At 72.8% G+C, this 23,632-nt stretch carries 23 protein-coding genes; 14 read left to right on the plus strand and 9 right to left on the minus strand.

Features of this window, described 5'->3' with window-relative positions:
* Nucleotides 1-213: 213 nt before the first annotated feature.
* On the plus strand, nt 214-1,458 hold the full coding sequence (locus V2S66_RS04870; RefSeq protein ID WP_330793167.1) for a chitinase: 1,245 nt from the start codon (nt 214-216) through the stop codon (nt 1,456-1,458).
* An 86-nt stretch (nt 1,459-1,544) separates the two neighbouring features.
* Here V2S66_RS04870 and V2S66_RS04875 read toward each other — a convergent pair whose 3' ends face one another.
* From V2S66_RS04875 to V2S66_RS04900, 6 genes are all read right to left on the minus strand, one after another.
* Nucleotides 1,545-2,177, minus strand: a complete 633-nt coding sequence (locus V2S66_RS04875; protein ID WP_330793168.1) for a dihydrofolate reductase family protein — start codon at nt 2,175-2,177, stop codon at nt 1,545-1,547.
* Nucleotides 2,178-2,295: 118 nt separating this feature from the next.
* On the minus strand, nt 2,296-3,519 hold the full coding sequence (locus V2S66_RS04880; protein ID WP_413966295.1) for a metallophosphoesterase: 1,224 nt from the start codon (nt 3,517-3,519) through the stop codon (nt 2,296-2,298).
* 220 nt (nt 3,520-3,739) lie between these two features.
* On the minus strand, nt 3,740-4,855 hold the full coding sequence (locus V2S66_RS04885; protein ID WP_330793169.1) for a DNA polymerase III subunit beta family protein: 1,116 nt from the start codon (nt 4,853-4,855) through the stop codon (nt 3,740-3,742).
* A 54-nt stretch (nt 4,856-4,909) separates the two neighbouring features.
* On the minus strand, nt 4,910-5,449 hold the full coding sequence (locus V2S66_RS04890) for a DUF4760 domain-containing protein (protein WP_330793170.1): 540 nt from the start codon (nt 5,447-5,449) through the stop codon (nt 4,910-4,912).
* 42 nt (nt 5,450-5,491) lie between these two features.
* Nucleotides 5,492-5,635, minus strand: coding sequence for a hypothetical protein (locus V2S66_RS04895; RefSeq protein ID WP_330793171.1), 144 nt, complete (start codon nt 5,633-5,635; stop codon nt 5,492-5,494).
* Between the two features lie 80 nt (nt 5,636-5,715).
* Entirely contained in the window at nt 5,716-5,937 is a 222-nt protein-coding gene (locus tag V2S66_RS04900; protein WP_330793172.1) for a hypothetical protein, read from the minus strand.
* A gap of 387 nt (nt 5,938-6,324) precedes the next feature.
* Between V2S66_RS04900 and V2S66_RS04905 the strand changes: the two genes are divergently transcribed.
* Nucleotides 6,325-7,299, plus strand: coding sequence for an NADP-dependent oxidoreductase (locus V2S66_RS04905; RefSeq protein ID WP_330793173.1), 975 nt, complete (start codon nt 6,325-6,327; stop codon nt 7,297-7,299).
* Nucleotides 7,300-7,386: 87 nt separating this feature from the next.
* Here the strand turns inward: V2S66_RS04905 and V2S66_RS04910 are convergent, their stop codons facing one another.
* Nucleotides 7,387-8,355 (minus strand): GNAT family N-acetyltransferase, encoded by a 969-nt coding sequence (locus V2S66_RS04910; RefSeq protein WP_330793174.1) that lies wholly within the window; start codon nt 8,353-8,355, stop codon nt 7,387-7,389.
* A gap of 435 nt (nt 8,356-8,790) precedes the next feature.
* Here V2S66_RS04910 and V2S66_RS04915 point away from each other — a divergent pair, with 435 nt between their 5' ends.
* The 4 genes from V2S66_RS04915 to V2S66_RS04930 are packed head-to-tail and all read left to right on the plus strand — an operon-like array spanning nt 8,791 to nt 13,222.
* Nucleotides 8,791-10,167 carry a condensation domain-containing protein gene (locus tag V2S66_RS04915; RefSeq protein WP_330793175.1) on the plus strand — a complete coding sequence of 459 codons (1,377 nt, stop codon included), beginning with the start codon at nt 8,791-8,793 and terminating at the stop codon, nt 10,165-10,167.
* Nucleotides 10,167-10,433: an acyl carrier protein gene (locus V2S66_RS04920; protein ID WP_330793176.1), complete on the plus strand. Its 267-nt coding sequence runs from the start codon at nt 10,167-10,169 to the stop codon at nt 10,431-10,433. Before V2S66_RS04915 ends, V2S66_RS04920 begins: the two co-directional genes overlap by 1 nt.
* Before the next feature lie 4 nt (nt 10,434-10,437).
* Nucleotides 10,438-11,943, plus strand: coding sequence for an AMP-binding protein (locus V2S66_RS04925; protein ID WP_330793177.1), 1,506 nt, complete (start codon nt 10,438-10,440; stop codon nt 11,941-11,943).
* Nucleotides 11,924-13,222, plus strand: coding sequence for an ATP-grasp domain-containing protein (locus V2S66_RS04930; RefSeq protein ID WP_330793178.1), 1,299 nt, complete (start codon nt 11,924-11,926; stop codon nt 13,220-13,222). The genes V2S66_RS04925 and V2S66_RS04930 overlap by 20 nt, the downstream gene beginning before the upstream one ends.
* A gap of 84 nt (nt 13,223-13,306) precedes the next feature.
* On the opposite strand, the gene V2S66_RS04935 is transcribed toward V2S66_RS04930, so the two are convergent.
* Complete coding sequence (locus V2S66_RS04935; protein ID WP_330793179.1) at nt 13,307-14,479, minus strand: epoxide hydrolase family protein; 1,173 nt, start codon at nt 14,477-14,479, stop codon at nt 13,307-13,309.
* A gap of 349 nt (nt 14,480-14,828) precedes the next feature.
* Between V2S66_RS04935 and V2S66_RS04940 the strand changes: the two genes are divergently transcribed.
* From V2S66_RS04940 to V2S66_RS04960, 5 genes are all read left to right on the plus strand, one after another.
* Nucleotides 14,829-15,470, plus strand: coding sequence for a cytochrome P450 (locus V2S66_RS04940; protein ID WP_330793180.1), 642 nt, complete (start codon nt 14,829-14,831; stop codon nt 15,468-15,470).
* Nucleotides 15,410-16,057 (plus strand): cytochrome P450, encoded by a 648-nt coding sequence (locus V2S66_RS04945; RefSeq protein ID WP_330793181.1) that lies wholly within the window; start codon nt 15,410-15,412, stop codon nt 16,055-16,057. Before V2S66_RS04940 ends, V2S66_RS04945 begins: the two co-directional genes overlap by 61 nt.
* Nucleotides 16,058-16,255: 198 nt before the next feature.
* Entirely contained in the window at nt 16,256-16,612 is a 357-nt protein-coding gene (locus tag V2S66_RS04950; RefSeq protein ID WP_330793182.1) for a YciI family protein, read from the plus strand.
* Entirely contained in the window at nt 16,609-17,841 is a 1,233-nt protein-coding gene (locus tag V2S66_RS04955) for an RNA polymerase sigma factor (RefSeq protein WP_330793183.1), read from the plus strand. The genes V2S66_RS04950 and V2S66_RS04955 overlap by 4 nt, the downstream gene beginning before the upstream one ends.
* Nucleotides 17,842-17,973: 132 nt before the next feature.
* Nucleotides 17,974-19,284, plus strand: a complete 1,311-nt coding sequence (locus tag V2S66_RS04960) for an MFS transporter (protein ID WP_330793184.1) — start codon at nt 17,974-17,976, stop codon at nt 19,282-19,284.
* A gap of 42 nt (nt 19,285-19,326) precedes the next feature.
* On the opposite strand, the gene V2S66_RS04965 is transcribed toward V2S66_RS04960, so the two are convergent.
* Complete coding sequence (locus tag V2S66_RS04965) at nt 19,327-19,779, minus strand: MarR family winged helix-turn-helix transcriptional regulator (RefSeq protein WP_330793185.1); 453 nt, start codon at nt 19,777-19,779, stop codon at nt 19,327-19,329.
* Between the two features lie 118 nt (nt 19,780-19,897).
* On the opposite strand from V2S66_RS04965, the gene V2S66_RS04970 reads away from it, so the two are divergent.
* The 3 genes from V2S66_RS04970 (at nt 19,898) to V2S66_RS04980 (ending at nt 23,595) form a co-directional block, all read left to right on the plus strand.
* Nucleotides 19,898-20,581 (plus strand): hypothetical protein, encoded by a 684-nt coding sequence (locus tag V2S66_RS04970; protein WP_330793186.1) that lies wholly within the window; start codon nt 19,898-19,900, stop codon nt 20,579-20,581.
* Between the two features lie 211 nt (nt 20,582-20,792).
* Nucleotides 20,793-22,340, plus strand: a complete 1,548-nt coding sequence (locus V2S66_RS04975; protein WP_330793187.1) for an alkaline phosphatase D family protein — start codon at nt 20,793-20,795, stop codon at nt 22,338-22,340.
* Nucleotides 22,333-23,595 (plus strand): hypothetical protein, encoded by a 1,263-nt coding sequence (locus tag V2S66_RS04980; RefSeq protein ID WP_330793188.1) that lies wholly within the window; start codon nt 22,333-22,335, stop codon nt 23,593-23,595. The genes V2S66_RS04975 and V2S66_RS04980 overlap by 8 nt, the downstream gene beginning before the upstream one ends.
* Nucleotides 23,596-23,632: the final 37 nt, after the last annotated feature.

Here is a 23,632-nt window from a genome sequence, read left to right on the forward strand (position 1 = left end):
CCGCACGCACCCCGGGCCCGGTCGGCGATCGACCGGGCCCGGGGTGTCGGCGGGATGACGGGCTGTCGGAAGGGCGCCGGGCGGCCGGCGAGATGTGCTGGGAATGAGGAAGTTGGTCTAGTCCTCTTGACGGGGCGCGCCCGCAGGCGGTTTGGTACGTACCAACTCAGGCCCGCGACGCATCCCCCCACCACTCCACGCCCGAGGACTCCCATGCACCCTGTGAAATGGGCGGCTTCCGCCACCGCGCTCACGCTCGCGACCGCCGGTGCGGTCTTCGCCCTGGCTCCCGCCGGCAACGCCGCGGCGACCAGCCCCTACGCCGTCGCCCCCTACGTCGACATGTCGAACAGTCAGGAGGGACTGCTCGACACCGCCATCACCGGACACGGCCTCAAGGCCTACACCGCGGCCTTCGTGCTCGGCTCCGGCTGCAACCAGATCTGGGGCGACACCCTCCCCATCGGCAACGACTCCTTCACCGATCCGCTGATCGCCAAGGCGAAGTCCGAGGGCGCCTCCCTCATCATCTCCTCCGGCGGCGCCAGCGGCCTGCCGCTCGCCTGGACCTGCTCCACCCAGAGCTCGATCGACGCCGGGTACCAGGCGCTCATCAACGACTACGGCGTCACCCAGCTGGACTTCGACATCGAAGGCGCGGCGATCGCGGACACCGCGGCCGCCGCACGGCAGATGCAGGCGATGAAGGACCTCAAGGCGTCCAACCCCAGCCTGAAGTTCTCGGTCACCCTGCCGGTGCTGACGAGCGGACTGACCAACGACGGCGTGAACATCATCAAGGCCGCCAAGAACGCGGGCGTCAAGATCGACGTGGTCAACATCATGACCATGGACTTCTACGCCGGCACCGGCACCGAGATGGGCCAGGGCTCGGTCGCCGCCGCCCAGGCCACGCTCTCCCAGATGCAGTCCGTCGACTCCACGTACGGCTACGCCAACCTCGGGATCACCCCGATGATCGGCAAGAACGACGACGGCTCCACCTTCACCCTGGCGGACGCCCAGACCGTGGAGAGCTTCGCCGCGCAGCACGGCGTCGCACGGCTGGCGTTCTGGTCGGTCAACCGCGACCAGCCGTGCAGCGGCAGCGCCAACTCGCTCTCCACGTGCAGTGAGATCAGCCAGAGCAGCCTGGCGTTCACCGACGCCTTCCTGCGGTACACCGGCGGCTCGGGCGGCACGACGACCGGCGGGACGACCACCGGCGGCACCACCACGGGCGGCACGACGACCGGCGGCACCACCACGGGCGGCACGACGACCGGCGGGGGAGGGACGACGTGCACCACGGCGTCCTGGAGCTCCTCGCAGATCTACACCGGCGGCAACACGGCGTCCTGGAAGGGCCACAACTGGAAGGCGAAGTGGTGGACGCAGGGCGAGGAGCCCGGCACCACCGGCGAGTGGGGCGTCTGGCAGGACCTCGGCGCCTGCTGAGCCCCTGAGCCGCTGCTCGGAACGTTCCACGGCCCGGCCCCGGAGTCCCGGGGCCGGGCCGTGGTCTCGGGTTCGGCCGGGCCGGGTCAGACGCCGCGATCGGGCGCGCTCATGTCCCCGGTGGCGGGGGTGCCGTCGGCGAGTCCGTAGCGCAGGTACACGGTGCCCTTCCCGCCGGCCGCCGGCGGTTCGAGGAGCGTGAGGTTCGTCGGCACCGCGCCGCCGTCGAACAGCTTCTTGCCGACGCCGAGCACGATCGGGTGCACCCACAGGTCGAGGCGGTCGAAGAGCTTCTCGCGCAGCAGGGTCTGCACCAGGTCCAGGCTGCCGACGACCTTGATGTTCTCGTGCCGGTCGCGGATCTCCCGCACCGCGCCGGCGAGATCGGGCCCGAGCTGCGTGGACCCGGCCCAGGAGAGGTCGGGCGTGCCGCGGGAGGCCACGTACTTCGGGATGCCGTTGAAGAGCGCGGCGATCCCGTTCTCCTCGCCGCCCTCCTGGTGCGGCCAGTAGGCGGCGAAGATGTCGTACGTCCGCCGGCCGAGCAGGAGGGCGTCCGTCCCCTCGTACGCGGCGCCGATCTGCGCGCCGGAGGCGTCGTCCATCAGGGGCGCCTGCCAGCCGCCGAACGGGAACCCGGCCGGGTCCTCGTCGGGGCCGCCGGGCGCCTGCCCGACGAGGTCGAGGGTCGCGAACATCTCGATGTGGATGAGGCCCATGCGGTGCTCCCGGTGCTCCCGTGGCGCGCGATCAGTGGGGTCGGCGTTCCCGGCCCGCGGCCCGCGGCCCGGCGTGCCGTACCGGAACGTCCCGCTCACGATAGGACACCGGCGGCGCTCACACGGGACGGCTGCCCGAGCGCAGGGTGAGCAGCGTGATCTCGCTCGGCGCGAAGACCCGGAAGGGCGGGCCCCAGAAGCCGGCGCCCCGGCTGGTGTAGAGCTGCGTCCGCTCGCCGTGCCGGCTCAGGCCGTGCACCACCGGCTGGTCGATCCGGACCAGGAGGTGGAACGGCCAGATCTGGCCGCCGTGGGTGTGCCCGGAGACCTGGAGGTCGATGCCGGCGGCCGCGGCCTGCGGGACGTACTTGGGCTGGTGGGCGACGAGCAGCACCGGCCGGTCGGGGCCGGCCCCGGCCAGCGCGCCGCCGAGGTCCGCGCGGTGCCCGGCCAGGCCGGAGGACGCGGCGGTCACGTCGTCCACGCCCGCGAGGACGAGGGAGTCCCCGCCGCGCTCCACCACGACGTGGCGGTTGTGCAGCGGTTCCCAGCCCAGGTCCGCCATCCGGTCCAGCCAGCCCTGGGCCTCCCCGAAGTACTCGTGGTTCCCCGTGACGTAGACCTTCGCCAGCCGCGACCGGATCGTCCCGAGCGGCGCCGACTGCTCCCGGCGCTGCTCGGGGGTGCCGTCGGCGATGTCGCCCGCGTGGACCACGACGTCGGCGTCGAGCGCGTTGACCGCCTCGGCCACGCGGGCCGACCAGCGGGCCCGGTCGATCGGCCCGTAGTGGGTGTCGGCCAGTACGACGACCCGGGCGCCGTCCAGCCCGCCGCCCAGCCGCGGGAGGTGGACGTCGAGCCGCTTCACCCGCGGCACCCGCATGGCCTCGTAGTGCCCCCAGGCCAGCAGCGCGACGGAGACCGCGGCGACGGCCGCGGCGAGGTACCTGGCCCGGTCGGGGCCGCCGGCGTCCAGCGCGATCAGCGCCAGGTGGACCAGGCCGCCCAGCACCGACCAGGTGAACAGCACCCAGACCGCCCCGAGGGTGCTGTCCGCGACACGAGCCGCCCGGTCGGCCCGCCGGCGCCCGTGGCCGGCGGCCATCAGGAACGGGAAGGAGACCAGCGAGCAGGCGAAGACCACCGTGCCGGCCAGGAACACCGGGAACGGCCACCCGGCCCCGGAGCCGAACAGCGTCCACCAGGGCAGCACGAACAGCGACGCGAGGACGAGGAGCACCACGGTCCCGCCCAGCCTCCGCCGCAGCGGCCGCCGAGGACGCCCGGAGTCGCCGCTGTCGCCCTCGGCTGCGCTGTCCTCCTCGGGTGCGGCGACGCCCACGGCGCTCTCCGCCTCCTCGGCGGTGGCCCGGAACTCCGTCCCCGACCCCGTCCCCGACTCCGACCCCGACACCGACCCGATGGATTCGCTGTGCGTCACCGCGCTGCCCCTCTCCGCCCGCGGACGACCGCGCGCTCGTGCGCGCCGACGTCCGTACGACCAGCATGACGGGTGGCGGAACCGCCGCGGAGCGCGGTCCCAGCCGCGGCCGCGGCGGGAGTCACGCGTCCAGGCGGACGGGCATCAGGATCGAGAAGGCGTCCTCGGTGTCGGTCCGGCGGATCGCCATCGGCGCGTTGGGCGCGCCGAACTCCAGGACCAGCCGGTCCCGCGCCCCCGCGGCCCCCATGGCCAGTGCGTCCAGCGCGTCCAGCAGGAACGCGCGGTTGACCGCGACGACGCCGTCCTGGTCGTCGTCCTCCTCCGCGCAGACGGCGACCGTGCCGTCGCCCGCCACCCTCAGCACGCTGAGATCCGGGGCGCCGCCCCCCGGCTCGGCGCCCTCGGCGGTACGGAAGGGGCCGTTCTCCACCGCCGCCCGGAAGGCCCGGACGTCGACGACGGCGCGCGTCCCCGCCGGCAGCCGGACGAGCCGGCGGTAGTCGGGGAAGTCGTGGTCGAGGCACTGGCCGGCCGCCTGGTGCGCGCCCGTGTCCAGGGCCACCTGGCCGCCCTCCACCGTGAGCTGGACGGAGCCCCCGCCATCCAGCAGCGCCCGCATCGCGTCGGCCACCGGGGACGGCACGATGACCTGCGCGCGAGGCGCGCCGTCAGCGGCGCCGCGGGCGTGTGCGACCGCCATCCGGTAGCGGTCGGTGGCGACGGCGTGGAGCGACGCGCCCTCGACGTCGAGCAGGACGCCGCCGAGCATCGGCAGCTCGGGGTCGGTACTGGCGGCGAACCGGACCGCGTCCAGCGCGGCGGCCAGTGCGGGCGCGGGGACGGTGAACCGGACGGTCGCGGTGTGGGCTGAGGCCATGGGATTCTCCCGGTGATCGAGGAGCGCTCGGACCGTGGAGAGCTCCGTGCGGGCGTCGGACAGGTCCCGCTCCAGACGCCGCAGATGCGTCCGCAGCAACCGGCGCACCAGCTCGGTGTCCGCGCTGGACCAGCCGGCCAGCACCAGCCGGATGTCCGCCAGCGGCATGCCGGCCGCGCGCAGCCGGGCCAGCAGCCGGGCCTCGTCGAGCTGCCCGGGGGCGTACCAGCGGTACCCGTTCACCGGGTCCACCCACGACGGGACCAGCACGCCGGCGCCGTCGTAGAACCGCAGCGCACTCACGCTCAGCCCGCTGCACCGGGCCATCTCGCCGATGCCGCGCATCTCGCTCTCCACCCCCCGAACTCTGGGCACTCGACCAGGTCGAGGGTCAAGCCCGGTCGCGCCCGGTCACGCCGCGGAGACGTGCGGCTCCTGCCGCGGAGGGCGGGACCGCAGGCCCAGGGCGGCGTACACCACGGCACTCGGTCGAGTGGCCGCGCGCACCGCGAGGTCCTCGAAGTAGATCCAGAAGTGGTTGCCGTGGGTACGCCGCTGCCGGTAGACGTACGGGGCGAGGGCGTCCCACATGCGGACGAGCCCCGGGCCGAAGGAGCCGACCACGATGTCCTGGTGGACGATGTCGTGGGCGACGACCTTGCCGAGGTCGTCGAAGAACATCCCGATGGTCAGCGCGTAGGCGCGGGCCGGGGCGGGGAGCTCGGTGACGCCGCAGTCGACGGAGTGCTCCCGCGCCAGGTCGTTCAGGAGGTACTTCTCGGCGTTGAGGTAGGTCGAGTCAGGGTCGTGGGCCAGCTTGAACGCCTCGAGGATCACCGGCAGGTGATTCCCCCCGTTGCTGAGGCGGATCTGCCGCAGGGTCAGGAGTATGGAGACGACCAGCGCCACGAGGGAGATCATCATGGCGGTGAGGTTCAGCGCTAACGTCATGTCCACGAAAGCTATCCCCCGTGAGCCTGCCCGGGGGTGGCCCTAGGCAGGCTCCTGTGCGTCCTCCCACGGGAAGGACTCGTCCACCTCGAAGCCCGGGTCCTGGAACGGGTTCGTCGTCGGAGTCGGCGAGGACGCGGCGGGGCGGCGGGGTTGTTCTTCCAGTGAGGAGAACAGCGAGGTCATGTCGATGGGAGGTCCGTCTTTCGTCGCAGGCTCCCGGGGGAGCCTGGTGTGCGGTGATCGGGAGGCCGAGGACGGTGGTCCTACAGCTTGATCATCTTGGTGTAGGGGCTGAGGATCCGCATCCGGGTCGACCCGAAGTCCACGAGCGCCGCGACGCCCTCCTCGGTGTCGGTGACCCGACCGAGGCCGTAGATGTCATGGGCGACCTGGTCGCCTGCGGCGAAGTGCTTGGGGTCTGGCGGGACGGCAGCCTTGAAAGGGCTGGTGGGCAGATGACGCTTCGGTGCACCGGGCTTTGTCATTGCACCTAGTGTGCCCCCCCGGAGGTCTCCTTCGCTCCGGCTGTCCGCATCGGATTCCTGGCGCGGGCCGGCCGCCGCCTGCCGTCCTGCCGGAAAAATCCGAGAAGACCGCTTCTGACCTGCGGTTTCTTCTCGGACGGGAAAATCGGCTCCGACCTCACTCCTCAGATACGCGCCGCGGTCAAGACCGGCGTCCGCGGTCGGGCATGCCGGGAGATGCCGGGCGCCCGCGGGCGCAGCAGCCTTGTGCCGTGCCCGTGCCCGTGCCCTGCCCGTGCCGTGCCCGCGTACGTGCGCGCGGGCCGCGTGGCGGGAAAGGTACCGGGAGCGGCGCGGGCGGCGCTCCAGGGCCGCCGCAGCAGTGATCACCGATAGGGGAGGCTTGTCGTGAGGCTCGGTCGTGAGATGCATCTGGTGGCCCGTCCGGCCCGGCTCATCCCGGAGGCGGGGGACGTCCGCCTGATCGAGGTGCCCGTGCCGGACCCGAAGCCGGGGGAGGTGCTGGTGCGCAATCTGTACATGTCCATCGACCCCGGTGCGCTGATGCACATGAAGGACCTCTCGGCACTGGACATCCCGCACTTCGCGACGGACACCGCCATGTGGTGCGACGCGGTCGGCGAGGTGATCGAGTCGGCCGACGAGGACCTGAAGGCCGGCGACATCGTCTGGCACCGGCTGGGGTGGCGGGACTACGCGGTGGCCTCGGCCACGCGGTTCCGCCGGGTCGACGCCGGCGCGTATCCGTCGCTGACCCACCACCTGTGCTTCGGGATCGTCGCCTACATCGGCATCGAGCTGGCGGGGATCAGGCCGGGAGACACCGTCCTGGTGTCGAGCGCGGTCGGCGGGGTCGGCAGCATCGCCGGGCAGATCGCCCGGCTGCGCGGGGCGTCCAAGGTCATCGGTTCGGTGGGCTCGGCCCGCAAGGTCGCCTACGCGAAGGAGACGCTCCGCTACGACGCCGCGTTCGACCACCACGACGAGGACTTCCGCCTCCAGGACGACATCGACGTGTACTTCGACAGCGTGGGCGGCCGCCAGCTGGAAGCGGCCATCGACGCGATGAGGCCGCGCGGCAGGATCGTGGTGTGCGGGCAGACCGAGCAGCTGCACTCGGGGGTGCCGAACGGTCCGCGCAACATGATGACCCTCGTCCGCAAGCGCCTGGGACTCCAGGCGTACTACACCTTCGACCACCCCGACCTGGTGCCGAAGTTCGAGGAGGAGTTCCCGCAGTGGGTCCGCTCCGGGGACCTGGTGGTGGCGGAGACCGTGGTGCACGGCCTGGAGAACGGCGTCGACGCGGCGGTCGGCCAGATGCGCGGGGAGTACGTCGGCAAGGTGGTGCTGCGCCTGTGAGGCGCCGCGCGAAGGGCCTGCGGCTCCCGGCCGGAGCGGTGCCACCGGCCCGGCCGGGACCCGGGCAGGCCGGGACCCGGGCCGGGCTCAGCGCAGCGACTCCTGCGCCTCGCCGACCACGCGCCGGGTGACCGGGATGGGGGAGCGCGGCAGCCAGGCGGGCTCCTGCGGGTCCGGCGCCGCAGAGAGCAGCACGGCCCGCAGCGGCAGCGAGGCCGGCAGTCCCTCCAGGATCGGCGCCGTCTCGGCGCCGTGATACGCGATCGACAGCGAGGGCTGCGCCAACGCCCGCATCCGGACGACGAGTTCGGCCTCGTCGCCGGTGACCTGGGGCGGCAGCGTCTGGGTGGGGACCGGCGTGAAGCCGAGGCGCGCCTTGAAGCCGAACAGGCCGGGCTGGGCCGTGTGCCCCAGCAGGGAGGGGTCGTTGCCCAACGAGGCCAGGGTGCAGCCGCGTTCGCGCGCCGCGTCGAAGGCGGCCAGGTACATCAGGCGCGACAGCATGCCCTGCCGCGCCGCGTCGGCCACCGCGGAGAACCGCAGCTGGATCAGGGACTGCTCGGGCCGCAGCCAGCCCAGGCAGCCTCCGATCAGGGCGCCGTCGGCGAACGCGAACACGCCCAGCAGTGTGTCCAGATGGCGCAGCAGATGGCGTTCCTGACGGCGGGCGTGGTTGACGCCGTGGGCCATGCCGGCGATCTGCCGGTCGTAGAGCAGGAGGAAGTCGCGCAGGTCCTGCTCGCCGACCGTGGGCAGCACGCGCAGGGTGATCCCGCCGCTCTCGGCCGTCCGGGCGGCGTAGCGGTGGCTCTTGCGCTCCTTGGACGGCAGCCGCGCCTGGAAGGCGGCCGCCGAATCGGTCAGCGGGGCGAGCCAGTTGACCCACGACGGCTTGACCAGGAAGCCGGCCGCCTCCAACTCCGCGCGCCGGCCGAGGTCCGCCAGTCGCGCCCGGACGATGTCGACGTCGCATGCCGGGTCGTGCCAGTTCCGGTCGAGTGCCTCCTGAACGCCCACCACGGCGATCCTGGCGTTCTCCCTGGTGTCGATCCGCATCGCCCCGCCTCTCCGCCTCGATCGTGGCGGTCGCCACCGCCGCCGCGCCGTACCGCAGCCTGCCAACCGCCGCGGGCCTCCGGCATCTTCCGCAGTGCCGCCTCGCACTCCACAAGCTGGAAGATGCGACGGCCCGCGCGCGGTGTGACGGTAGGGGGCGCAGGACGGCCACCGCGGGACGACCGCCTCCGGGCGGCGCCCGTTCCGGCCGGTCAGCAGGCACTCCAGCGGCACCGGTACCCGTCGATCACCGCCCTTGAGGGAGCAGACATGGCCTCGCCCACCACCCCCGCGGCCCCGGGCACCGCCCGCACGAGTGCCGTCCCCGCCGCCCGCACCCGGCTTCCGGACCCGGGCGCAGCCGCCGTCGCGGCCCTGCCGCCGCGTGGCCGGCAGTAGAGTCACCGCGGCGCGACCAGGGAAGGCGGTTGGCAGATGCAGGAACTCCAGGGGCGGCTCCGGTATCCCCTCTCCGCCCAGTTGACGATGTGCTGCGTCAACGAGGCGGCGGGACAGGACATGGACCGGTACATCATGCCCATGGCCTTACGGATCAAGGGGACGCTGGACTCCGCCGCACTTCAGGGCGCGCTGGACGACGTGGTGGTCCGGCACGAGTCGCTGCGGACCGTGATCACCTCCCCGGCGCAGGACGGCGGCGACGGGCACCAGAGCGTCCTGCCGCCGGCGCCCGTGCCCTTCACCCAGCACCGGCTGGAGACGGGACCTGACAAGTCACGCGAGGACCTGGCCGAGGAACTGCTCGCCGACCTCTACACGCAGACCATGTCGAGGAACCACAGCCCGCTGCTGCGCGCGGCCTTGTACCGCTTCGACGACCGCGACGCGGTGCTGACCCTCGTGACCCACCACATCGCCGGCGACGCCTGGTCGGCCGGCGTGCTGCGCCGCGACCTGGCGGCCTTCTACCAGGCCAGGACGGCGGGCACCGCCCCGGCGCTGCCGCCGGTCCGCCAGTACGGCGAGTACGCCACCTGGCAGCAGCGGACGCTGAACGAGGCCAAGGCCCGCGCGACGCGCGCGTACTGGGCCGGTCACCTGGCCGGAGCCGCCGTCTTCGCGCCGCCCGCCGACCGGCTGCCCGCCGACCGTCCGTCCGCCGACCGTCCGTTCGCCGCGCCCGGGGAAGCCCCGTACGGCACCCTCACCTTCGACCTCACCCCGGGCGAGATGGCGGCCGTACGGGCCAGGGCGAAGGCCGAGCGCGCATCGACCTGGCACGTCCTGGTCGCCGCGGGCGCGCTGTTGGCGAACGGGCTCACCGGGACCAGCGACCCGGCGCTGATGACGGTCAGAGCGCCCCGCGACCACCCGACGTTCCTCGACACGATCGGCAACTTCGTCGACGCGCTGCCGCTGCGCGTCGACCTCGACGGCTGCGCGACCCTCCGCGACGTCCTGCTGAGCGCACGGACCACCTGCCTGCAGGCGTACCGCCACCCGATGCCGAACAACGAGCTGGAACGCCGCATGCCCGCGTTCATGCGGCCGAACGAGCAGCCCGGGAACGTGCCGCTCTTCTTCAACTACCTGCGGCCCCTTCCCGGTCCCGACGAGATCCCCTTCGCCGAGGGAGCCGAGCGGGTCACCTTCCGGGAGGAGATCCCGTTCGACCGCGGCGGCCGGTGCATCTGGGGGATGTGGGAACTGTCCTCCGGCGGCCTCATGGGCCAGCTCGAGTACCCCCCGGACCGCCTTGAGGCCGGCACCGTCGAACGGTGGACCGGCGACTTCCGTGACCTCGTCCTGCGCATCGCCCAGACCCCTGACCAGCCCTGGAGGGACAACTAGTGGACACCGCAACGAGCAGCAACCTCTCCGGCCGGGTGCTCGCCGCCGTACTCGCCGCCGCGCGGCAGGCGCACGGCGAGGAGGTCGACGCGAGCGTCGATCCGATCGCGGCGGGTTTCGACTCGATCTCCGCGGTGCAGATGGCCACCGTGCTGGAGGAGGAGTTCGACGTCGAGTGCACGATCGTGGACATCTTCGACACCACGTCGCTCGGTGAGCTGGCGGACCTGCTGGTCCAGCGCATCGACGCGGCCAGTGGCCGCTAGCGCCGTGGAAGGCGTCCCGCCCTGCCCGGTGGTCGACCGGGTCAGGCAGGTCGCGGCGCGGCATCCCGCGGACCCGGCCGTGGTCGGCGGGGGCGAGCGGATCACCTACCGGGACCTGCTGCGGCAGACGGATCAGTGGCAGAGCCGGTGCGCGGACCTCTGCCTGGCGCCCGGCACGGTCGTCGCGGTCCTCGCCGGCGGCGACCCGGCGTGGCCTGCCGCCTTCCTCGGCGCCAGGGCCGCCGGGCTGGTGCCGCTGCTCGTCGACGAACAGCAGCCGGCGGACCGCGTGACCGACGTGCTGGACACCGCCCGGCCGTCGGCCGTGCTGCGGCCGGAGACCGGCGAGGCCGAGCCGACCGGCGAGCCCGACCCGCGCGTGCTGCCGGCCGGCGCCGGCTACCTGGTGTTCTCCTCGGGCAGCCAGGGAACCCCCAAGGGCATCGTCGGCCGGGCAGCCGGGCTGCTGGCCTTCATCGACTGGGAGATCGCCGCCCTGGGCCTCGGGCCCGGCACCCGGGTGGCGATGCTGACCTCCCCCTCCTTCGACGTGGTCTACCGCGACCTGCTGCTGCCGCTGTGCTCCGGCGGTGAACTGCACATCGCCGCCCCGGCCGTCCGCGCCACCCCGGCCGCCGTGCTTCCCTGGCTCGCCGGCAACGGCATCGAGGTGCTGCACGCGGTGCCGAGCCTGAGCGCCCGCTGGCTGGCGGCCGCCCCGCCGACGACGCCGGCGCCGGACGCGCTGCGGCACACGGTGTTCGCCGGCGAACCCCTGTACGGGCGGCACGTGCGGGCGTGGCGTGCCGCCGCCCCGAAGTCGAAGGTCGCCAACCTCTACGGCCCGTCGGAGACCACGCTCGCCAAGTTCCACTACGACGTGCCCGGCGACTGCGGCCCCGGCCTGCAACCGGTCGGCCACCCGCTGCCCGGCGCGGTCCTCGGCCTGGAACCCGCCGACACGGGCGCCGACGCGGGCGCCGACCGCTCCGACAGCCCGGCAGGCGGCCCGGCGGGCGTCCAGAGGGTCGTCGTCACCACCCCGGACGGCTCGCTGGGATACCTGCCGGACACCTGCGGGCCCGACGACCGCGCGCGCCTGACGTGCACCGGGGGGACGACCGAGTTCCGTACCCAGGACCGCGGCGTACTCGACGAGGCGGGGCGGCTGGTGGTCCTCGGCCGGCTGGACTCGCTGGTCAAACGCCGGGGTGTGTTCGTGGACATCGCCTCCGTCGAGGCGGCTGCGGCCGGCCTGCCCGCGGTCCGCTCGGCGTGCTGCGTCCAACTGCCCTCCAGCGGCGACCTCGTGCTGGTCGTCGAGGGTCCGGACCCGGCCGTCGCCGCGGCGCTGCGCCGCCCGCTGCACGCCGTGCTCGGCGCCGCCATGCCCGACCGCGTCGTGGCGCTCGCGGCGATGCCGCTGCTCCCGGGCGGCAAGGCGGACCGGCGGGGCCTCAGGGAACTTCTCGACCCGGAGGAGGCCGGCGATGACCGTCGGGCGTCTTGACCACGCCGGCCCCTGCACCGTCGTGGTCTGCCGATACCAGCCGGAGCTGCTCGCCGCCCTGCTGGACCACCCCGCGCGCGCCGAACGCGAGGTCGAGGTCTGCCTGGTGCTGGAGCGTGCCGACGTCCGGTACGAGTCGCCCGACCCGCGGCTGCTGGCCCGGTGCCGGAAGGTCTACACCGTGGGCAGCCTCGACTCGCTGGCCGAACTGTCGGCCGTCGCCGTCGACGTGCGGCAGACGTGTCCACCGGTCATCCGCGTGTGCAACCAGAACGAGTTGAGCCAGTTCGGCGCCGGCTACCTGCGGATGCTGGTGCAGGACGCGCCCGCGGACCCCCGGCACCACGTCGCGCACCGCGACAAACGCCTCATGAAGGAGCTGGTGCGGGACGCCGGAGTGCCGGTGACGCGGTTCCGGTCGCTGGCCGACGCCCAGGACGAGGCGGCCACGGCTGAGGTCGGCAAGGAGCTGACGGCGCCGCTGATCGTCAAGCCGGCGGCCGGCTTCGGCGCCAGCGCGACGGTGCGGGTCGAGGAGACGGCGGAGCTGGCCGCGGCCGCGACGGGACTGCGGTTCGACCCGGCGCAGCGGTCCCGGCACCTGATCGTCGAGGAGTTCGTGCCGGGCGAGGAGCTGTGCGTCGACGCGATCTGGTCGGACGGCCGGGAGCAGACGTTCGTGGTGCACCGCTACCTGCGGCCGCGGATCACGGTGCTGGAGAACGCCCTGGACGGATCGATGATCCTGGCGCCCGAGGAGTACCCCGAACTCTACGACCGGCTCCGGCAGATGCACGCGCGGATCAACCCGGCGCTCGGCATCGCCGACGGCCCGACGCACCTGGAGGTCTTCCAGCGCCCGGACGGGGAGCTGGTCTTCTCCGAGATCGCCTCACGCGGCGGCGGCGCCTGGGTGCAGCTGATGCTCGGCGCCTACCACGGCCGCTCCACCTGGTCCCTCATCGCCGACACCGCGCTGACCGGCGGCATCCCGCCGCTGAAGCCGGCCTGGCCGCACGTCGGCGGGATCAGCATCCGGCCGACGGTCCCCGGCGTCATCACCAGCGCCCCGACCGACGAGGAACTGCGCGCGTTCCCCGGCACCATCACCTGGCACCGGCAGCGGCAGATCGGCGAGCGGGCCCGCCTGACCGGCCCCTCCGACTGGTACTTCTTCCTGATCCTCGGCGCGCACAGCGCCACCGAACTCGACGCACTCTGCGTCCGCGCCGCCCGCACCTTCACCATGCACACCGACACCGACACCGACACCGCCTGACGGCCGTCGGCCCTGCGCCGCGCAGCGGTACGCAGGGCCGGGCCGTCGGACACGTACGGCACGCGGGCGCCGCACGCACGAACGTCAGGCGCCCCGGAGCCGCAGGGCCCGGCGGAAGGCGCGCAGGTCGGCGACGAACAGGTCCGGCTCCTCCATCGCGGCGAAGTGGCCGCCGCGCTCCAGCTCGCTCCAGTGCACGATCGAGGAGAACGCCCGGTCGGCCAGCCGCCGCACCGGCTTGGCGAGGTCCGCCGGATACACGGCCACCCCCACCGGTACCGGCAGCGGCCCCTGGTCGGCCGGGGGAGGCGGCACCGGGGAGGTCGGCAGGAAGCCGGCCATCTCGAAGTAGAACTGGGCGGAGGAGCCCGCCGTCGCGGTCAGCCAGTACAGCATGACGTTGGTCAGCAGGTCGTCACGGTCCACGGCGTCCTCGGGAACCTTGTCGGAGTCGGACCACTCCCGGAACTTCTCGACGATCCACGCCAACTGCCCTATGGGGGAGTCGGTGAGCGCGTAGGAGAGCGTCTGCGGTCGCGTGGCCTGCAGGCTCATGTACGCGGACCCGTGCTCCAGGAAGTCGTCCAGCAGGCGCAGCCGGCCGCGGTCGTCCTCGGTGAGGTCGGCGGACGCGGCGGCACCGCCCTGCGCGGTGTCCAGGAAGTTCACGTGCGCGCCCACGACGTGCTCGCTGTCGAGTCCTGCCAGGACGAGGCTGATCCAGGCGCCGATGTCCCCGCCCTGCACGACGTACCGCTCATGGCCCAGACGGCGCATCAGCTCGGCCCAGGCGCCCGCGATCCGCCCGACGCCCCAGCCGGCCTCCGGAGTCGGGCCGGAGAAGCCGAAGCCCGGCAGCGAGGGCAGCACCAGGTGGAAGGCGTCAGCCGGATCCCCGCCGTGCGCGCGCGGATCGGTCAGCGGCCCGGCGACGCGGAGGAACTCCACGATGGAGCCCGGCCAGCCGTGCGTGATGAGCAGCGGCGTCGCGTCCGGCTCGGGGGACCGCACGTGCACGAAGTGCACCCTGGTCCCGTCGATGTCGGTGGTGAACTGCGGGAAGGCGTTCAACCGCGCCTCGGCGGCCCGCCAGTCGTACCGGGTCCGCCAGTACCCGGCCAGCTCCCTGAGGTACTCCACCGGCACCCCGCGGTCCCAGCCGGCTCCGGGGACCTCCGCCGGCCAGCGGGCGTCGTCCAGACGGCGGTTCAGGTCGTCGAGCGCGGCCTGGGGGACGTCGACGCGGAACGGTTCCATCTGTGCTCCTCGGTGACGGCGGGCCCAGCCGGCCCGCGCGGTCGATGGGTTCCGGGCCCTGCGGCCCGGCGCGTCCCGCAGGCGGACCGCCTCGTGCCCAACTGGCCCGCCGGAGCCGGATCGGTGACACCGTAACGGCGGAATCCGGCCGCCGGATCTCCGAGATTGCCGCGTCCTGCCGCACCCGCGGCCTCCCGCGGGCGCACCGCAGCGACCCGATCAGGCAATTTGAAAGTGATACGAGTCCGATAGGAAGCCATACCGTGAAAAAGATTGAGTCAGCGGCGGCGCGAAGCCGCCACGCTCACGTTGGCCGCGATCGCGGATTCCACCACGAGGAGGCAGGATCATGGCAGAAGCGGTGTGCCCGTACGCCCTCGACCCCCAGGGGACCGACATCCACGCGGAGACGACCCGGCTGCGCGAGCAGGGCCCCATCGCGCGGGTCGAGCTGCCCGGCAACGTCCTGGCATGGTCGGTGCACAGCTACGACGTCGCCAAGGAGATGATGGGCGACGAGCGGTTCTCCAAGAACCCCCGCCGCAGCTGGCCCGAGTACATCAACGGGGAGATCTCGGACGGCTGGCCGCTGATCACCTGGGCGGCGATGGACAACATGGCCACCCACGACGGCCCCGACCACGCCCGGCTGCGCAGGCTGCTGCTGAAGGCGTTCACCGCGCGGCGCGTGGAGGCCATGCGGCCGCACATCATCAAGACGGTCGAGGAGCTCCTCCACGAACTGGACGCGGCCTGCGAAGAGGGCGGCGTGGTGGACCTGAAGTCGCGGTTCCACGGCGAGCTGCCCACCCGCCTGATGTGCGACCTGTTCGGCGTGCCCGCCGAGGCCCGCGCCGAGGTGCTGGCCGGCGGGCACAAGAACGTCGACACCACGATGACCGACGACGTCGCCGAGGCCAACCTCGACCAGTGGCAGAAGGCCATCGCCGACCTGTCGAGTACAAGCGCGCGAACCCCGGTGACGACCTGACCACCGGGATGATCGCCGCCAAGGACGAGGACGGCTCGCGGCTGAGCGACTCCGAGATGATCGGCACCCTGCACCTGCTGCTCGGCGCCGGGTCCGAGACCCTGGTCAACGGCCTCGCCCACGCCACCCTGGCCCTCCTGGACGACCAGGCGCTGCGGGAGAAGGTGACGAACGGCGAGATCCCCTGGGAGGAGGTGTTCGAGGAGACGCTCCGGGTGGAGTCGCCGGTGGGGCACCTGCCGTTCCGTTTCGCCACCGAGGACCTCGAGATCGGCGGGGTGCGGATGGCGAAGGGCGACGTCATCCTCGTCGACTTCGCCGGCATCGGACGTGACCCGGCCATCCACGGCGACACCGCCGACGTCTTCGACCCGCTGCGCGCGGACAAGCGGCACCTGTCGTTCGGCTTCGGCGCGCACTACTGCCTCGGTGTCAGCCTGGCCAAGCTGGCCTGGATGATCGGCATACCCGCGCTGTTCGAGCGCTACCCGGACATGCGCCTGGCGGTGCCGCGCGACGAGCTGGTGGGGCAGGGCAGCTTCGTCGTCAACGGCCACTCCGACCAGCCGGTCTACCTCAGGGGCTGAGAGGGACCGGCGGGCGGCGTCGGGCCCCTCGGTCGAGGCGCCGGCGGCGGTCTCCACGCCGGTGCCACGACCGGGGGCGACCCGCTCGCCGGCCGCCTGCACCAGAATCCCTTCCAAGATTGTCGATCCGGACCCCTTCGTGTTCGTCGCTCAGGTAGACGGACTTCTCGGGGGGTTCCGAACGAAGGGATGGCTGACATGGCGAAGTACCTGGTGCTCATCTACGGCGACGAGCGGGCATGGGCCTCGATGTCCGACCAGGAGCGGCAGAAGCTCGGCGACGGGCACCGCGACCTGGTCGCGGCGGCCGGGACGGCGGTGCTCGACACCCGCGAGCTGGAGCCGGCGAGCGTCGCCACCACGCTGCGCACGGACGCGTCAGGGCAGCCCACCACGACCGACGGGCCGTTCCTGGAGACCAAGGAGGCGGTGGGGGGCTACTACCTGATCGAGGCGAGCGACCTCGACGAGGTCATGGGCCTGGCCTCACGGCTGTACGAGGCGACCGCCGGCCACAGCGGGGTGGAGATCCGCCCGGTGGTGGAGCGGGGATGAGCGAGGAGGTCGCCGCGGTGGTGGCGCAGGTGCACCGCCGCGAGTGGGCACGGGTGCTGGCGGCGACCGCCCACCTGACCCGGGACCTCGATCTCGCCGAGGAGTGCGTTCAGGAGGCCTTCACGCAGGCGCTCCAGAGCTGGACGGAATCGGGCCTGCCGGACAATCCCGGCGCCTGGCTGACGACCACCGCACGCCACCGGGTCCTGGACACGCACCGCCGCCAGGCCGTGCTGGCGCGGAACCTGCCGCTGCTCGTCGCGGACGAGCCGGTGCCCGGGCCCGAGGACGCCCTCGACGACGACAGGCTGCGGCTGATCTTCACCTGCTGCCACCCGGCGCTGTCCCGCGACGCCCGGATCGCGCTGACGCTGCGGCTGGTGTGCGGACTGTCGACGGCCGAGGTGGCGCGCGCGTTCCTCGTGTCCGAGTCCACCATGGCCGCACGGGTCACCCGCGCCAAGCACAAGATCGCCAAGGCGCGCATCCCGTACCGCGTGCCGTCGCCCGACCAGCTCGCCGAACGCACCGGCGCCGTCCTGGAGGTCGTGCACCTGATCTTCACCACCGGCCACACCGCGCCGGTCGGCAGCCGGCTGGTGCGCCGGGACCTGGTGGACAGCGCGCTGGGCCTGGCGCGCATGCTGCGCCTGATCATGCCGAACGACGCCGAGACCGGCGCCCTGCTCGCCCTCATGCTGCTGATCGACGCGCGGGCGGACACCCGGCTGTCGGCCTCCGGGCGGATGCTGCTGCTCTCCGAGCAGGACCGCACCCGCTGGGACCCGCGGCTGATCGAGGAAGGGGTCGCGCTGCTCACCGAGGCGCTGCGCCGCCGGCCGCCGACCCGGTACGCCCTCGAAGCGGCCATCGCCGCGGTGCACGCCGAAGCGCCGACCTGGCAGGACACCGACTGGGCGGAGATCGTCGGACTCTACGACGTGCTCCTCGACCTGTGGCCTTCCCCGGTCATCGCGCTGAACCGCGCGGTGGCCGTCGGACTGCGCGACGGGCCGCGGGCCGGCCTCGACGCGCTGGCCCCGCTGTCCGAGGAGCCGACGCTGGCCGCGTACAGCTACCTCAGCGCCGCGCGCGCCGACTTCCTGCGGCAGCTGCGCAGGTGGGACCAGGCGGCCGAGGCGTACGAGGAGGCACTGATCCTCTGCGACAACGACGTGGAACGCGCCTTTCTCACCGAACGGCTCGGCGAGACCAGGCTGCGGTCGTGACCGCGGTCAGGCTCCGGCCGTGACCGTGCGGCGGCCGCCCCTCGACAGGCGCCGGCTGACCCCGTAGACGGCAGGTCCCCACCCCTCTCGACGCCGATGCCCATCGGGTCGCAACCCACGCGAAGGCGGGTCATGTCCACGATAAGTCCGAACTCCTTCCTCAGGTCCCTCCTCCCCGAGCCGGGCGTCCAGCGGACCTATGTCACCTCGTCGTTCATCAGCACGGTCGGCGGCGGCATCATCATGCCGATCAGCATCCTCTACTTCACGAGGATCGTCGGTGTCGACGCCACCCAGGTCGGACTGGCCTTCATGATCGCCGGCCTGCTGGCCATCCCGTTCTCGATCCCGGCCGGTGAACTCGCCGACCGCATCGGACCGCGGCGGGTGGCGATGGGCGGTCTCGCCGGGCTGTGCGTGGCCGGCATCGGCTTCCTGTTCGTGCAGAACTTCTGGAGCCTGATCGCCGCCGAGTCGGTCATCACCTTCAGTTTCGCCGCCTACATGCCCGCGGTGGGCGCACTGCTGCGCCGCGTCGGGGGCGAGCACACCGTCAAGCTGCGCTCCCAGGTCAGGGCGGCGGCCAACTTCGGCGTGGCGCTGGGCTCGCTGGCCAGCGGGGTCGGCGTGGAGATCGGCACCCAGACCTCCTACAAGGTGCTGCTGCTCCTGTTCGCCGTGGCGCAGTTCAGCGCGTCGCTCCTGCTGCTGCGGGTGCCCAACTTCCCGCCGCTGCCGCGGCCGGAGCAGGACGACGTGGACGCGCGCGTGCCCCGCTGGATCGCCCTGCGGGACCTGCCGTTCGTCGCCTACGCCACCGTCGGCGGCGCGATGATGCTGCAGAGCATGATCCTGGAGATCCTGATTCCGGTGTGGATCGTCGACCACACCGACGCACCGGCCTGGGCGATCACCGTGGCCTTCGTGATCAACACCACCGTGGTGGTGCTGCTGCAGGTCAGGCTCGGCGAGAAGGTCCACACCGTCAAGGACGGCGGCGGCGCGCTGCGCAGGGCGGGCTTCGTCCTGCTGCTCGGCTGCACCGCGCTCGGCCTGATGGCCGGACTGCCCGCCTGGGCGGCGCTCCTGCTGCTGGTCACCGGCATGCTGCTGCTGACCCTGGGCGAGATCTGGCACGCCGCCGGCACCTTCGCCTTCGAGTACGGCCTGCCGCCGGCGCACGCCCAGGGCCAGTACCAGGGGCTCTCCAACACCGTCTCCGGGGCCGTGAAGGCCGCCGCGCCGGCCCTCCTGCTCGGCTTCGCCCTGAGCTTCGGGCGCGCCGGATGGTTCGGACTCGGCGTCCTGCTGGCGCTCCTCGGCGCCACCGGGCCGGCCATCGCCCGCTGGGGCGAGACCACCCGCCCGGCCGCCGAGGAGCAGGTCGCGGAGGTCGCCGCCGCCCCGGCGAGCGAGGTCTCACCCGCCGACACCCCGGCGTAACGCCGCGGCGCCACCCCACGGACACCCGCGGGCCGGCGGGCCCTAGTCGAGCAGCCGCGACATCAGGTCGACGAACTGACGTCGCTGGGCGGCGGTCAGGGGCGCCAGCACGGCCTCCTGGGTCCGGTCGACCATGACGTCGAGTGCGAGGAGGGTGTCCAGGCCCTGAGGCGTCAGCGTCACGATGTTCCGACGCTTGTGGTCGGGGTCGACCCTGCGTTCGACGAGGCCGAGTGACTCGAGCTCGGTGAGCGCCGCCGTGACATCGCTCCGGTCGATCCCCGTGTCGCGGCCGAGGTCGGCCTGGCTGGAGGGTCCCCACTGTTCGAGGGTCACGAGCAGGCGGTAGTGATATCCGCGCAGGCCCTTTCCGTCGGCTTCGAATCCGGCCGCGAGCAGGGCCGCGGAGCGCGCGTAGGCGCGGCTGATGAGCCAGGTCGGGCGGTCCTTGAGCCGATCCGGCGTACGGCCGGGCCGATGGGGGGGCACAGGCATGCCCTCAGATTACCAATTGTGGGGAGGGCCAACATCGCCTATGTTGGAGATGCCAACATTGGTAGAGCCAACATGGCGCCGACCGCCGGCGCGCCTCCACCACCAGGGAGATCCGACGATGAACGCCACGCCCACCGACGAGCCCGACCGCGTCCTCGTGGTCGGCCGCAGCCCCGGCGTCCTGCTCGCCGCGGTCGGCATCCTGCGCGCCAAGGGCTACGCCGCCGACGCGACCAACCAGTTCGACCGCGTCCTCGACGACTACGACGTCACCGGCCTCGACGTGCTGGTCTTCGGCGGAATGGTCCCGGCCGACACCAAGAAGCACCTGCGCGAGGAGGTCGCCAGGCGCAACCCGGGGGTGACCTTCGTCCAGGGGCTCGCCGGCATCCCAGGGGTCATCGCCGCCCAGGTCGAAGCGGCCACCTCCGACGGGCGGCGGCGCCCGGACGGCGCCGAGATCACCTACGACGCCGCCGACCGGTGCGTGCGGCTGACCCTCGGGGAGCCCGCGCAGGTCACCGTAGAGGCCCTGTGGGGCACCTCCTTCGTGCCGCCCGAGCCCAGGAGCACCTCGATGCGGGTCCTCGACGGCCGCCGTGAGGCCGGGTCGCACGCGGTCCGGCTGCCCGACCAGGTGCCGTCCCGCGCCTCCTTCGTCACCGCCGCCGTCGACGGCCTGGTCCGCGTGTTCACGGTCGGCGCGATGCCCGACTCCGTCACACGGCTGGTCCCGACCTCGTCGCACGACAGGCGACTCCCCGAGGTCGGCCATGTATCCACGCACGGCGATGACCACTGACACGGGCGCGGGCGGCCCCGGCTCCCCGGCCCGAGCCCGCGCCCGAGCCCGCGCCCGAGCCCGCGACGGTCTCCTCCGGAGGGCCTCCTCGACGCCACCGGGAGCAGGACGGTCACCCTCTGGAAGTCGTCAACTCTCGCCGCTGACATGACACTTGACCGTCCCGATCGCAGGGGCGGAAGTTCACCGGCGTCCGCGAGCATGGGCGGTCATGAGCAACCTCAGTCGCCGCATCCTCATCCTTGGCGGGCTCACCACCGCGGGCTCCGCCGCGCTCCAACTCGGCGCGATGGCAACGCCGTCGTCCGCCGCCTCCTCCCCCACCCCCTTCCCCTTCACCCTCGGCGTCGCCTCCGGGGAACCGGACGAGAACAGCGTCGTGCTCTGGACCCGGCTGGCTCCCACGCCGACCAACGCGGACGGCCAGGGCGGCATGCCCAACGCCGACGTCACCGTCGACTGGCAGGTGTCGACCAACCAGAACTTCACCACCCTCGTCACCTCCGGTACGTTCACCGCCCGCTACGCCCAGGCCCACTCGGTGCACGTGCTGGCCGGCGGGCTCGCCCCGGACTCGGAGTTCTACTACCGGTTCCGGGCCCAGGGGTTCATCTCCCCGGTGGGCCGGACCCGCACCGCGCCGGCGCCGACCACGGTGGGGCGGGACTTCACGATGGCCTTCGCCTCGTGCGCCCACTACGAGCAGGGCTACTACACCGCCTACCGCCGTATGGCCGACGACCGCCCCGACCTGATCCTGCACCTGGGCGACTACATCTACGAGGGCGGCGCCACCTCCGGCGCCCTGCGCCAGCACCTCGGCAGCGAGATCGTGTCGCTCGCCGACTACCGCCGCCGCTACGCGCTCTACCGCAGCGACCCGGACCTGCAGGCCGCGCACGCGATCGCGCCGTGGCTGGTGGTGCCGGACGACCACGAGGTGGAGAACAACTACGCCGGCATGGTCCGCGCCGACAACAGCCCCGTGCTGACCGCGGCCCAGTGGACCGCACGACGCACCGCCGCGTACCAGGCCTACTTCGAGAACATGCCCCTGCGGGCCGCCGCGACGCCCTCGGGCAACAGCATCCAGCTCTACCGCCGGGTCCGCTGGGGCACCCTCGCCACGTTCCACATGCTCGACACCCGCCAGTTCCGCGACGACCAGGCGTGCGGCGACGGGACGAAGGTCTGCGCGGACGCCGACCTGCCCAGCCGTTCGATCACCGGCGCGGCCCAGGAGGCGTGGCTGCTCGACGGACTCGGCCAGCACCTGGGCACCTGGGACCTCATCGGCCAGCAGGTCTTCTTCGCCCGCAACGTGGACTCCTCCGGCGCGATGAACATGGACGCCTGGGACGGCTACCGGGCCGGCCGGGCGCGGATCCAGCAGGGCATCATCGACCGGGCGGTACGCAACCCGGTCGTCCTGACCGGCGACGTGCACGCGTCGTGGGGCAACAACCTCAAGGCCGACTACGCCGATCCGTCGTCGGCGACCTTCGGCTCCGAACTCGTCTGCACCTCCATCACCAGCGGCGGCAACGGAAGTGCCACCACGGCGATCCCCAACGGATCGCTCAACCCGCACCTGCGCTTCTACTCCGATCGGCGCGGCTACGTCCGCACGCACATCACGCCGTCGCAAATCACCGCCGACTTCCGGTCGGTGGCGTCGGTGACCGAGCACGGCGCGGCGGCGACCACCGCCAGGACCTTCATCATCCACGACGGACAGCCGGGGTTGGCCGATGCGTAAGCTCTCCGTACTCGGCGCGGCCGTCGCCGGCATCGTCGCGGTCCTCGCCCTGGTCGCCCCGGCCTCGGCGGCGGGGCCCACGTCCTGGGCGACCGCGAACAGCGACTCCGCCGGCGACCAGGACTCCTCCGCGATCGCGGCCAACCGCCTCGGCGACGTCGCGGTGGTCTGGGAGGACGACCGCGACACGACCGCCCCGGACGACAACGCGCACAGCGACGTGTGGGTGCGGCTGTACCGCAACGGCGTCTCGGCCTACGAGAAGAAGCTCTCGGCCGGCGGGACCGCGGGCGCGGCCTGGCGGCATCTCCAGCCCGACGTGGGCCTCGACGACCGGGGCGACGCCGTCGTCGTGTGGGCGGAGGACCCGGACGGCAACGGGTTCTACAACATCACCTACCGGGTGCTCTCCCCGGCCGGCGCGGTCCTCGGCTCCGGCCAGGCCAACGCGAACGCCGCCGGCCAGCAGATCCATCCGCGCGTCGCGGTCGATCCGGACGGCGCGCCCAACAGCACCACCGCGGTCGCGTTCACCGTGGTGTGGGAGGACATCCAGGGCACCGCGCCGGCGACGGTGACGGCGGCCGGGTTCACCGGGACCACGACGAAGGCCTACGAGGTGACCGTCAACGCGCCCGGCGGCGCCCACCACAACCCCGACGTGGCGACCTCCGCCTCGGGTGACGCCGTCGTCGTCTGGGACGAGGACACCGACAACAACGGCTCCTACCAGGTCGGTCTGGTGAAGCTGGCCAAGGCGAACGGGGCCGTCACCCTCACCCGCCGCGACGCCAACAGCCTCACCGGCGGGCAGCAGCAACGCCCGTCCGTGGCAGCGGACTTCAACGGCGACTTCGCCGTGGCCTGGGAGTCCGACCGCACCGGCACCCGCGGCGTCTGGGCCCGGTCGTTCACCGCGGCCGGCGTCGCCGGCCCGGCCGAGGTCGAGGTCTCCAGCGGAGCCGGAGCCGGCAACCCCACCGTCGGCATCGACGACCAGCGCGACGCCGTGGTCGGCTGGAGCGTCGCCGGCGCCGATCCGGCGGTCTGGGCCCGCGGCCTCAACCCCGACGGCACCTTCGCCGGCCGGCTGCCGGCCCAGTCCGTCAGCCAGGCCACGACCGGCCGCCAGGAGCAACTCGCGCTGGCCTCATCCCCGTTCGGCACACTCGCGATGTCGTACACCGACGACAACGACGGCAACTCCTTCGACCAGGTGCTGATGGGACTGGGGGCGACCAACTCGGACTGGTGACACCCGTTGGCCAAGGGCCCACCGCGCCCGCCCCGCC

The sequence above is a fragment of the Actinacidiphila polyblastidii genome (assembly GCF_036353415.1).
Classification (GTDB): Bacteria; Actinomycetota; Actinomycetes; order Streptomycetales; family Streptomycetaceae; genus Actinacidiphila; species Actinacidiphila polyblastidii.